The sequence below is a fragment of the Neptunomonas sp. genome, from assembly GCF_016744175.1.
Taxonomy (GTDB): domain Bacteria; phylum Pseudomonadota; class Gammaproteobacteria; order Pseudomonadales; family Balneatricaceae; genus Neptunomonas.
In genome coordinates, this window is record NZ_JADGEV010000071.1 from 1 (window position 1) to 11,160 (window position 11,160).

The 11,160-nt window shown below is 42.5% G+C and carries 12 protein-coding genes; 7 read left to right on the forward strand and 5 right to left on the reverse strand.

Annotated elements, in window-relative coordinates:
• Together QZZ55_RS19040 and prlC are read right to left on the reverse strand one after the other, a co-directional pair.
• The coding region (locus QZZ55_RS19040; protein WP_293269006.1) for a YheV family putative zinc ribbon protein at positions 1-185 on the reverse strand (185 nt) is incomplete at its 3' end.
• A gap of 20 nt (positions 186-205) precedes the next feature.
• Positions 206-2,236 carry an oligopeptidase A gene (gene prlC / locus QZZ55_RS19045; RefSeq protein ID WP_293269007.1) on the reverse strand — a complete coding sequence of 677 codons (2,031 nt, stop codon included), beginning with the start codon at positions 2,234-2,236 and terminating at the stop codon, positions 206-208.
• A gap of 188 nt (positions 2,237-2,424) precedes the next feature.
• Here prlC and QZZ55_RS19050 point away from each other — a divergent pair, with 188 nt between their 5' ends.
• The gene (locus QZZ55_RS19050; RefSeq protein ID WP_293269008.1) at positions 2,425-2,964 is read left to right on the forward strand and encodes a gamma carbonic anhydrase family protein; all 540 of its coding nucleotides are present in this window, start codon (positions 2,425-2,427) and stop codon (positions 2,962-2,964) included.
• A 16-nt stretch (positions 2,965-2,980) separates the two neighbouring features.
• Entirely contained in the window at positions 2,981-4,099 is a 1,119-nt protein-coding gene (locus QZZ55_RS19055; RefSeq protein WP_293269009.1) for an agmatine/peptidylarginine deiminase, read from the forward strand.
• A gap of 24 nt (positions 4,100-4,123) precedes the next feature.
• On the opposite strand, the gene QZZ55_RS19060 is transcribed toward QZZ55_RS19055, so the two are convergent.
• Positions 4,124-5,056, reverse strand: coding sequence for a LysR substrate-binding domain-containing protein (locus QZZ55_RS19060; RefSeq protein ID WP_293269010.1), 933 nt, complete (start codon positions 5,054-5,056; stop codon positions 4,124-4,126).
• A 137-nt stretch (positions 5,057-5,193) separates the two neighbouring features.
• On the opposite strand from QZZ55_RS19060, the gene QZZ55_RS19065 reads away from it, so the two are divergent.
• The 4 genes from QZZ55_RS19065 to QZZ55_RS19080 all read left to right on the forward strand — a co-directional run bounded on the left by QZZ55_RS19065 (position 5,194) and on the right by QZZ55_RS19080 (position 7,715).
• A complete protein-coding gene (locus QZZ55_RS19065; RefSeq protein ID WP_293269011.1) occupies positions 5,194-5,430 on the forward strand; it encodes a DUF1127 domain-containing protein in 237 nt (78 codons plus the stop codon).
• A gap of 234 nt (positions 5,431-5,664) precedes the next feature.
• A complete protein-coding gene (locus QZZ55_RS19070; RefSeq protein WP_293269012.1) occupies positions 5,665-6,135 on the forward strand; it encodes an HAD family hydrolase in 471 nt (156 codons plus the stop codon).
• Positions 6,136-6,153: 18 nt separating this feature from the next.
• A complete protein-coding gene (locus tag QZZ55_RS19075; protein ID WP_293269013.1) occupies positions 6,154-6,495 on the forward strand; it encodes a 5-carboxymethyl-2-hydroxymuconate Delta-isomerase in 342 nt (113 codons plus the stop codon).
• 530 nt (positions 6,496-7,025) lie between these two features.
• Complete coding sequence (locus QZZ55_RS19080; protein WP_293269014.1) at positions 7,026-7,715, forward strand: PEP-CTERM sorting domain-containing protein; 690 nt, start codon at positions 7,026-7,028, stop codon at positions 7,713-7,715.
• Positions 7,716-7,771: 56 nt separating this feature from the next.
• On the opposite strand, the gene QZZ55_RS19085 is transcribed toward QZZ55_RS19080, so the two are convergent.
• Together QZZ55_RS19085 and QZZ55_RS19090 are read right to left on the reverse strand one after the other, a co-directional pair.
• Positions 7,772-9,340 (reverse strand): ATP-binding protein, encoded by a 1,569-nt coding sequence (locus QZZ55_RS19085; protein WP_293269015.1) that lies wholly within the window; start codon positions 9,338-9,340, stop codon positions 7,772-7,774.
• A gap of 4 nt (positions 9,341-9,344) precedes the next feature.
• Complete coding sequence (locus QZZ55_RS19090) at positions 9,345-10,070, reverse strand: response regulator transcription factor (RefSeq protein ID WP_293269016.1); 726 nt, start codon at positions 10,068-10,070, stop codon at positions 9,345-9,347.
• A 367-nt stretch (positions 10,071-10,437) separates the two neighbouring features.
• On the opposite strand from QZZ55_RS19090, the gene QZZ55_RS19095 reads away from it, so the two are divergent.
• Positions 10,438-11,106: a porin family protein gene (locus tag QZZ55_RS19095; protein WP_293269017.1), complete on the forward strand. Its 669-nt coding sequence runs from the start codon at positions 10,438-10,440 to the stop codon at positions 11,104-11,106.
• Positions 11,107-11,160: the final 54 nt, after the last annotated feature.

Consider the following 11,160-nt stretch of genomic DNA (forward strand, 5'->3'; position numbering starts at 1 on the left):
GGCTTATTCACACGTGTTTCTAACTCAGCCTCCTCAGGTGAGCCATCTAAGTTTTGCCCATCCACATAATCGCATTTAACACATTCACGGTATTCGCGGATTTCATTGCGATAAACACGAATCGTATCCATCTCGCCACAACGAGGGCACACAGCCCCTGCTACAAAACGTTTAATAACCGACATGACTGTTCCTTACTAAAAATCTAAACATTGATACCAGAATGTCTAAGCAAAGCATCAACTTTGGGTTCACGACCACGGAAAGCAACAAACAATTCCATAGGCTCTTTTGAGCCGCCCTGCTCTAATACGGTTTCACGAAACCGCTGCCCTGCTTGCTGATTAAAAACGCCCTGCTCTTCAAACATCGAGAATGCATCTGCCGATAACACTTCTGCCCATTTATAGCTGTAGTAACCTGCGGCATAACCACCACCAAAAATATGACTGAAGCTATGCTGAAAGCGATTAAATTTAGGAGGTGTAATTGCAGCGACTTGCTGGCGAACCCCTTGCAATAAAGCTTGAACATCCGTTTTACCGGCTTCAAATTCATGATGCAATTTAAAATCGAAAATTGAAAACTCTAACTGGCGAACCATCATTAGTGCAGACTGGAAGTTTTTTGCAGCCAACATTTTTTCCAATAGATCAGCAGGCAATGTTTCACCGGTTTGGTAGTGTCCCGAGATGATTTCCAATGCTTCAGGCTCCCAACACCAGTTTTCCATAAACTGGCTAGGAAGCTCTACAGCATCCCACGCAACACCATTAATACCGCTAACATCAGCATATTCCATCTGCGTTAACATATGATGTAAGCCGTGGCCAAACTCATGGAATAAAGTAGTAACCTCGTTATGCGTTAACAGCGCAGGATCATCACCCACTGGCCCATTAAAGTTGCACACAAGATAAGCCGTTGGCAGCTGTAACGAGCCATCTTCTAAACGCCTACGGGTACGGCAAACATCCATCCATGCGCCACCACGCTTATTAGCACGTGCATAAGGATCTAAGTAAAAGCGCGCGATGGTCTCTGCATTGCGTTTAACGACAAACAAACGTGCATCAGAATGCCAGCTATCAACGTCAGTTACTTCTTCGATTTCGATGTTAAACAAACGCCCAGCAACTACAAACATTCCCTCTAGCACTTTAGGAAATGGGAAGTAAGGACGTAACATTTCTTGCGATAACGAATAACGCGCTTGTTTGAGTTTTTCTGAATAATAAGACACATCCCACGACTCAACGCTCTCTGCGCCAAACTCATCTTTTGCAAATGCGCAGAGCTCTTTGTATTCCTGGCGAGCCACATCAACACTTTTATCGGCAAGGTCATATAAGAACTGCAGTACCTGCTCTGGTGTGTCAGCCATCTTCGTCGCTAATGAGTACTCTGCATAACTTTCAAAATCCAACAATGCAGCCATTTCTTGACGTAATGCCAATATCTCCGTCATGACTTCGGAGTTATCCCATTGACCAGCATTCGGCCCTTGATCAGACGCACGTGTAGCGTAAGCTTCATACACTTCACGACGTAATACTTGGTCATCACAATGCGTAATCACCGGGAAGTAAGAAGGGAACTCAAGCGAGAGCAGATAACCTTCTTTGCCTTTCTCTTCAGCAGCTTGTTTAGCCGCCGCTAGCGACATTTCAGGCATACCTTTTAACAGTGCAGGATCAGTAATCAACTTCTCCCAGCCTTGTGTAGCATCCATTACATTTTCAGAAAATTTTGTACTCAACTCAGACAAACGCTGGCTGATGTCTGCGTAGCGTTTCTTTTTATCCACAGGTAAATCAATACCTGACAAACGAAAGTCTCTAAGGTTATGTTCTAGTACCTTTTCCTGAACAGCATTTAAGCCGACAGACTTCTCAGAAACACGCCGATAAGCATTGAATAAGCCTTCATTTTGGCCCATCTCCGTCCAATAGGCCGATAGCTTAGGTAAATTTTCGTTATAGGCCTCTCGTAGCTCATCACTATTCAACACACTATTTAGATGCGATACCGGTGACCACGCCTGGCTTAGTGCATCATTAATACTATCCAACGGGGCAATAACCTTATTCCACTCGCTACTGCTAGCATCGCTGTTTAATGTAGCAATTTGATCACGCCCTTGTTGCAATAGTTGATCAACAGCAGGAGAGATATCAGCGGGCTTAATCTGGCTGAACGGGGGTAGCAGGATAGGTTCCAATAACGGGTTGCTCATTGATTTCTCCAAATCGGGCTTTTACATATCTGCAACGCAGCCATACGTCAGTACAGCCACAATAACTCTCATCGCGGAGCATAACAGTGCTTAGTAGCTACTTATTGCAGTACTTATGTCAATACAACAGAAAATAGTGATTAGTATACAATGGGGACTGATTATGGCGATGCAAGCGAGTGAGTTTAATGAATATTCGATCTTTTCAAGGAATGACACCCACACTTGGCAATAAAGTCTTTGTTGATCCTTCCGCAGTCGTACTCGGTGATGTGAAAATAGGCGTAGATAGCTCAGTCTGGCCACTTGTTGTTATTCGGGGTGACATGCATCGTATCCGTATCGGCCATTCCTGCAGTATACAGGATGGTTCAATCCTTCATATTACACATGCAGGCCCTTATAACCCCGATGGTTACCCGCTCATCATTGGCGATCATGTCACTGTCGGGCATCAAGCGATGCTACACGGTTGCTCTATTGGCGATCGGGTTTTAGTCGGTATGGGTGCCATGGTTATGGATGGTGCCGTTATTGAGTCAGATGTTGTATTAGGGGCAGGAAGCTTAGTACCTCCAGGCAAAACACTTGTCAGTGGCTTTTTATATGTCGGCAGGCCAGCCAAACAGGTAAGGGCGCTAACAGAGAAAGAGATGAGCTATTTTACCTACACAGCCGGTAACTACGTGAAACTCAAAGACCAACACCTCCAAGAAGACTGGGCATAAGGATAAACTGAATAACATGCCTAGTAGACGTCGCTTTTTACACTCACTATCGCTTCTAAGTAGTGGGCTTTTAGCTCAGCGCGTCTTTGGGCAAACATATATGCCTAATCAGTACTCTCAAACCCACATGCCTGATGAAAGCGCGCTACATAAACGTACTTGGATGGCATTTATCGCTAGTCACGACATATGGGAAGAACAACAAATACCCGAAGTGCAACGCAATTTAGCAACAATTGCTAAAACTATTGCGAAATATGAACCTGTAACCATCTTAGTACGCGAACAAGACTACGACACGGCATTAGCACTTCTGGGAAGCTTAGATAGTCACGATCATCCAATCAATTTAATTGAGTTCCCTTTAAATGACTTATGGATGAGAGACACCGGGCCAGCATTTGTTGTAGATAAAACAGGGGAGAAGGCCGCCGTTAGTTTTAACTTTAATGGCTGGGGTGAAGATCAAGCCTATGAATACGATACCAGAATAGCTGATTTTGTTACTCAGCAAGCAGAGGCGAGAAGCATTGTTTCCAGCTTAATAATGGAAGGCGGGTGCTTTGAATTAGATGGTCGCGGTACGGCTATTTTAACCGAGAGCTGCATCCTCAATAACAACCGCAATCCAGGAAAATCTAAGGCAGATGTAGAGACTGAGTTAATGTCGCTGCTTGGGCTGACTAAAATCATCTGGCTTAAAGGCATCAAAGGAAAGGATATTACTGATGGCCATACCGACTTTTATGCTCGTTTCATTAAGCCAGGTGTTGTTGCGGTTAGCCGGGATACGGATACAAATTCTTATGATTACACCATCACCCGCAATAACATAGACATTCTTAGTAAAGCTACCAATGCACAGGGCAACTCCCTTGAGCTTGTTATTTTAGATACTCCCTGGGATATCAACACAAGATACGGAATAACAAACTTTGCAGCGGGTTATGTCGGTTATTACGTCTGTAATGGTGCCGTTATCATGCAAAAATTTGGTGATAAAAAAGCCGATAATGCAGCTAAAAAACAACTAGTCAACGCATTTCCTGAACATCGTATCGAACAGATTTCTATTGACGGCATTGCCAGCGGAGGAGGGAGTATTCACTGTACAACACAGCAAGAGCCTTTATAGAGATTAATGAAAAGCACTGCGAGATCAATCAACCTCTTCCAAATCCACTGAAAACTTCTGCCAACTAGAATCTATTATCTTTATTTCTTCCCGTATCCATCTCTCAAACTGACGCACTTTAGCGCGCTTAAAGTAAGACTCTGGCGCCACTAAGTAATAATCATAAATAGATTTTATATAAATAGGCAAAGGGCAGACCAACTGCCTTTTTTGCAGTAGGTCGTAAGCCAAACTATAACGAAGCATCGCAAAGCCTTGCCCGCTGAGTAATGCCTCTACAAGCAATGTAGAGTCCGCCACATACAAACGCGTTGAGTCATTAGGTAACGCCATACCTAACCTTTTCTCAAATTTTGGCCAAACCATATTCATATCTGGCGCATCATCTGCCAACAAAGGCAGTTGTGCTATTTGCTCAGCAACCGGCAGGTTTCCATCAATTAATGAAGGATGACAGACAGGCAATAAATATTCCTGCTGTAGTAACCGTGAACTTAACCCGGAATACTCTCCCTGCCCAAAACGTACAGCAAGGTCTAAATCATTTGCCTCAAATACATCTAACCTCAAACTCGGTGTTAAATGAATAATTAGCGCTGGGTTCTGTTGTTGAAAACCTCCCAGTCGAGGCACTAACCAGCGACTAGCAAATGAGGGTAATACACTCAACGTTAAACGATTTGGGTGCAAGTCCTGACCAAGCTCCGCCACACCCTGCTCGAACAAAGCAAAAGCTTTACTGACAAAAGGTAAAAGCTGTAGACCCTCCGGGGTTAATACAACCTCGCGCGTCAATCGGCGAAATAATAAAACGCCTAGCTGCTGCTCAAGCATTTTAATTTGCTGGCTAACAGCGGCTTGGGTTACATGCAAACGCTCCGCTGCCAACTTAAAGCTCTGTGCCTGAGCTGCATAATAAAATGCGTGTAGTGCTTTTAACGAAGGAAGCTTATCCATATAACACCCGCAGCATAAGTAAGATTTTCTTAATCATACTGCTGAATTACTCGTTTGTCGCCTCACTCATATTCATTAAAAATAGCTACAAGATCTGAAAATCAGTTATTAAAAGCAAAAAGAGGCGAGATAAAATCATGAATACTAGCAACCTATGCTTAAAAAAAACCTCACTACGCAGCTCCAGCACAGTAAAAACATCAACATTTTTTCAAGAACAATTAGCTACCGTAAAAAGCCGTCTACGCCACTGGAACATGAACAGAAGAACCCGCCAACAACTGTCACAACTGAACAGTTATCAACTAAAAGATATCGGCATCAGCATCAGTGAGGCTCAAGAAGAAGCAAGCAAAGCATTTTGGAAAGATTAGGGGGCTCTCATCAAATGTAATAACGGCATGACCGATCACGAAATATTCCATGGGAGGCACCACCTCCCATTTATTCTAAAAGCAGCCCTACAAAGCCAACCAATATATACTGCAGTTATTTGCAGGCATTAAACCTACTGTTTTTTGCTTAGCTTTTTTCATCTAAGTAAATCACGAATAAACAGAAGTCCACCCAACGTTAAAACGATGCAAAATATTAAAAAGGAGCCTCCTGTGATTACCACATACCTATTTGACTGGGGAGACACCTTGATGGTTGATTTCCCGAACTCCGTAGGAAAAATGTGCAATTGGGGTCACGTAGAAACAGTTCCCGGCGCATACGAAGCATTAGCTGCGTTATCCAAAGAAGCCCAACTATACATTGCAACAGGGGCAAGCGACTCATCCGAGCAAGAGATAAAAGCCGCTTTTCAGCGCGCTGACATCAGTCAATTTATTACCGGATATTTCTGTAAAGAGAGTCTTGGCATTACAAAAGATTCCCCCGATTTTTTCAAAACAATCATAACCCAGCTAGGCATTTCACCAAGTCAAGTGGTTATGGTCGGCGACAGCTATGAAAAAGATATTAAACCAGCGCTTGCGGTCGGTATAACATCTATCTGGCTTAGTGCAGATACCTCCCCACCATCAGGCGTTAACGTTATCCGAAGCCTGCATGAACTTTGCGCACGTAAATAATTGTTTGGAGCCTTATACATGCCACACTGCATCATTGAATATTCTGAAGGGGTTGAAGCATTCATTGACCCTAGCCTCCTGCTTACTGCCGCGTACCGTGGTGCACTGGCCTCTCAGTTATTTGAAGAGCCAGACATCAAAACAAGAGCCATCTCTTATAAACATTATCAAATAGGCGCTTTTAAAAAAGAATTTGTTCATATCAACATTAAAATCTTATCTGGGCGAACCACCGAACAGCGCCATCAATTATCTGCCGCTGTTTTAAAAGAACTCCAGACACTATCATTAAGAGATACATCACTAACGATAGAAGTGTGTGACATAGAAAAGCATTCCTACGAGAAATCAACAACTTGATCATCTCTCTATGTCACAATTCAAATACTTATACGTGAATTTTCATTAAAAAAAGCCGCTTAACCATGAGAAAGTTAGCGGCAAAAGGTCTGTCTACTAGTGAAGGATGAGAGAATGAACCTGAATCTATTCACACAATAAGACCTCTAACCTTATTGGTGATACGTGCCTCATATGTTGGTTAACCTGCTTCGTTACTTGATAAAGCTACTATATAACCTATAACTGAAACGAAGCTGAAAGCACTCTTTATAGCTGAAAACTCAATCACACCCGTATATGAAAGCGTTATATTGATATATTCTTAGGTAAATTCAGCTTAACTTAAGAAATAGAAAATAAATTTTGTCAGTTTTTTTTACATTGTTTGACGTGGTGTATCCATAAGCAGACATATACCCATCCCTAACTACTGATAAATAAACAGAAAAACATAATAGGCCTGATTACTGCATAGTCTTAGTATCTGTTTAAAACTGTCCTTTTTTACAATCGCTGTATACCGGACACCACAACATAAGGAATCCGATATGATTTTACGTAAACTCAGTACTGTAGCCGCATTAGCAGGTAGTCTTTTATTAGCCCCTATTGCACAAGCCGGCATTATTTCCGTAACAGACAGTGTTTTTGATAGTGTTGATAACGCATTCGGTACAAAGAACTTATCTTTTGCTGCTGGTGACTTCACAGGAAGCAGTATTATTACCGGATTAACTCTCACGATAGACTTCTCAAAGTGTGGATCTGGCGTTGATAGCACTGGCTGCACAGGCGGATCAGGCACACCATTTGCTAACGAAATAGGCTTTGGCCTTCGTAGCCCGTTTGGCACCACTATTTCTCTCATAGAGAACAATAGTGATAATGAAACGTTTGAAACAGGCAACTTCGATACATTCGTCGTAGGAACATCTAATTTAAGCCGTATTGTTACCACTTTTTCTGACATGGGTGCTGCTTTAGGTACATTGCCAGCAAGTGGTACATTTGCACCAGAAGGCTCTTTAGCTGCTTTTAATGGAGAATCGGGTATCGGTGATTGGACTTTCTTCTATGAAGATGATGTAGGGTCTGATCCACTCGGTATCCATAGCGTTACTCTAAACCTGAACACCCGAAGCGGGCCTATCACTAACACTGTTCCAGAACCAGGAACGTTAGCTATTTTCGCACTAGGCCTTGCTGGGCTTGGATTCTCTCGTAGAAAACGCGCATAAATAATAGCAAATATACAAGCCTTGCCCTGTGCAAGGCTTTTTTATGTCTGCTGTTTTTATGTAGTGATGGGTCTGGGTAAAGCAAACGCAAACCGCGAGCCTTTATTGAGCGTGCTTTGTACTTGAATGCTGGTTTCGTGTAAGTCGAGTATGCGTTTAACGATGGCCAAGCCCAACCCCGTTGAATGAGTATCCTCACGGCTGCGATCAGGGTTAATATAAAAGCGATCGAAGATAAAAGGCAGGTCTTCTGCTTTAATACCTCGGCCATTATCAACAATGCTTACTTTTATACAGTTGTTCTCGCTATGCTCAGCCTCTTCAATTAAAAATAATATTTCACCATTATCCGGCGTGTAAGCAACTGCATTACGAATAAGATTTTCAAACACTCGTTGTATCAAACTAATATCTGCAAACACAACGGCATTGTTTTGATCATTACGTACATCAATATGAATGCTTTTTGCATTCATTTCTAAACTAAATTCCTGAACCGTATCGTAAATCAGCTCCGCCAAAGAAAATTTTTCAAAATTAGGCACAACATGTGTCGACTCTAACTTAGATAATTCAAACAAATCACCAATAAGCTGCCCCAGTCGTATAGAGCTCTTCATTGCTGTATTCAAATACTCCAGACGTTCCGTTTCTGTAAGCTGATCATTTTTAATTAACAACGTTTCTAAATACCCCTGAACAGTAGACAGGGGAGTACGTAAATCATGAGATACATTAGAGATAAGCTCTCGTCTCACTTCATCAGCGCCACTCAGCATTTCAAGCTGACGACCGATCTTTGAGGACATCTGTTCAAAAGTCAGAGTTAGCAGATCTATTTCGTCACGTGGAGATGGCACATCGCGCTCTTTCTCATCAAACAGGCTGCCATGCAATGTTAACTCACTAAAGCCGTGCATTTTTTGGCTTAACGTATTTAAACGACGCACTAATAAGCTAAAGATCAATACACCAATTATCGCTGCGGCAAACGTGATGACTGTGATAGTGATTAACGCCATTGTGCGGCTATAACTGCTTTGTATGCCATCTTCTATATTGTCGTAAACCTCACTCCCAAGAACCACATAGAGGTACCCTCTGAGTTCTTCTGTGTAACGTATTTCAGCTGCTGAAAATATCTTATTAACGCCCTGATGACGCGGATCACTAGCTCGAATGGGATACTCTGCATTCCCTGCTAAAAACTGTTTTATGGGCTCTAAAGGGACAAACGTTTGCATGCTTGTTTCTGGAGGTAAGGCATGGGCTATTATGTTCCCGTTTACATCGAGTAAATAGACTTCTGCTATCGGGTTAATGATCATAGCTTGATTCGCTAAAGACTGAATTACCGACACATTGGGCAAGCCATCATCTCCCTGAATCAACTGGTATTCACCCGTAATATACATAGCAATGCTAGCGTTTAGTTTTTGCGTCAGCTCTTCATAATATATTCGCATCCATGCTTGGCTGGCCACCATCACACACATACCAACGGCAATCACTATCATAATCAACGCAACAGAAAGGCGAGAGTTTAACGTACCCAAAATGCCACGTTTCACAGAAGAGCGAGCAGAAGAGGGGGCTGGTTCAGGCACAGTAGCAGAAGTACTCATGAGGCTAACCTTTATAATCCAATTTATAACCAACGCCCCATACTGTCACAATAATATTAGGGTTGTTCGGGTCTTCTTCAATTTTTGAGCGCAACCGGTTGATATGTGAATTAACGGTATGCTCATAACCATCATGGCCGTACCCCCAAACACTATCCAGTAGCTCTGAACGACGAAACACTCGCCCAGGTTGATTAGCAAAGTGCAGGAGCAAATCAAACTCTCGAGCCGTCAAGTCAATCACTTTATTTGCGAGTGTGACTTGATGTAGTTCTTCATCAATGCAAAGGCTGCCAATACGAATAACACTTGCTGTTTGTGGTACCGATTTTTGCATAGCACTTACACGGCGAAAAATAGCCTTCACGCGGGAGATAAGTTCCATGACACTAAAAGGCTTAGTTACATAATCATCAGCCCCTAGGTCTAACCCCAAGACACGATCAAGCTCACTAGAACGCGATGTCAGTAAAAGAATAGGGACGTAGCCAGCATTACGCCTAACATTTCTACAAATTTCTAATCCAGAAGGGCCAGGAAGCTGAATATCAAGAATGAGTAAATCCCATTCCATAGCACTGGATAGTCGTAACCCTTCATGCCCATCAGGCACATGTGTCACCTCAGCACCCAGATCGGTAAAATGCAGTTTCAGTAAGCCCGCAATGTCATCCTGATCTTCTACAATCAGTATTTTTTTGTTTTCCATAAATAGCTTTGAACCCATCATGTCAAAATGGTTGCCGGCAATATCAACAACGCTAAATCAATTGCGATCTATGTTCATTGCAAACCCTACACTTTTTACTCACCCGCCTTAAGATTCTACCTGCTAAATATCACGAAACTCTCACAACAAAAGCCCAAATATCACATCGAAGCCAAGATTATCCCAACCCGTAATAAGTCACGGATAGATTAATGACAAACACAGAATATTGCTGCGATAACTCCCCATACATACTCCCTTACACTGCGCTTAGTCAGTAACGGTTGACTTGTAAAGACTAAACATATGCGTGCAGCTACTCTAAACAATCCCCTTCAATTGATTCGTGGTAGCAGAGGCGCGTAATAATAAAGGTAAGGAAAATAACATGAATAAGAGCGCCAGAGTTTTAGGTATCAGCATTGCGGCTGCCCTAGCCGCAGCAAGTTTAGGTACTGCAGCACACGCAGGTGATGGTTTGTATTTAGGTGGACAAATTCAAAGTTCTACGTTATCTCATAGCATTGAACGTAATACAGGGTTAGCCACAAGTCCCAGTATTACAAGCTTCGCAGAAGAAAGCGATGCTGCCATCGGTTTGCACTTGGGCTATAAATATCATGTAAGAGATGATCTATTTGTTGCTGCTGAAGTGTTCTATACCGATGAAAGTACCAGCACTACCAACATTAACAACATGCTACAAACAAGAATTGATTTGCAGTCTAGTTACGGTGTTAATTTTAAAGCGGGTGTAGATGTTACTCGTCAGTTCTCTGTTTACGGTATTGCTGGAGCAACAGTTTTAGATTTTGATATTCATAACAGCTACCCATTTGCGCCACCCATGCGAAGTGGAAGTGGTGATGAAGTAGGACTAACTCTGGGCGTGGGCTTTGAATATGCTGTCAATGACCATTGGTCAGTCAAGGGAGAGTACACACGTATTAGTGACGTAGATTTCGATCCATTACCTGAAGTAGCAGTACCTGGGAAAATAAACCCGAATGACCTAAGCCATGACAGCATGAAACTAGCGCTTAGCTACTCTTTCTAAATAGCCAAATATCAGGCATTTAAAGAAACATGTAGCACTAGAAGCCATATCATC

Bases quoted from the DNA above. Each gene is read 5' to 3' on its own strand.
- prlC (WP_293269007.1), bottom strand. From the start codon at position 2,236: ATGAGCAACCCGTTATTGGAACCTATCCTGCTACCCCCGTTCAGCCAG.
- QZZ55_RS19050 (WP_293269008.1), top strand. From the start codon at position 2,425: ATGAATATTCGATCTTTTCAAGGAATGACACCCACACTTGGCAATAAA.
- QZZ55_RS19055 (WP_293269009.1), top strand. From the start codon at position 2,981: ATGCCTAGTAGACGTCGCTTTTTACACTCACTATCGCTTCTAAGTAGT.
- QZZ55_RS19060 (WP_293269010.1), bottom strand. From the start codon at position 5,056: ATGGATAAGCTTCCTTCGTTAAAAGCACTACACGCATTTTATTATGCA.
- QZZ55_RS19065 (WP_293269011.1), top strand. From the start codon at position 5,194: ATGAATACTAGCAACCTATGCTTAAAAAAAACCTCACTACGCAGCTCC.
- QZZ55_RS19075 (WP_293269013.1), top strand. From the start codon at position 6,154: ATGCCACACTGCATCATTGAATATTCTGAAGGGGTTGAAGCATTCATT.
- QZZ55_RS19080 (WP_293269014.1), top strand. From the start codon at position 7,026: ATGATTTTACGTAAACTCAGTACTGTAGCCGCATTAGCAGGTAGTCTT.
- QZZ55_RS19085 (WP_293269015.1), bottom strand. From the start codon at position 9,340: ATGAGTACTTCTGCTACTGTGCCTGAACCAGCCCCCTCTTCTGCTCGC.
- QZZ55_RS19090 (WP_293269016.1), bottom strand. From the start codon at position 10,070: ATGATGGGTTCAAAGCTATTTATGGAAAACAAAAAAATACTGATTGTA.
- QZZ55_RS19095 (WP_293269017.1), top strand. From the start codon at position 10,438: ATGAATAAGAGCGCCAGAGTTTTAGGTATCAGCATTGCGGCTGCCCTA.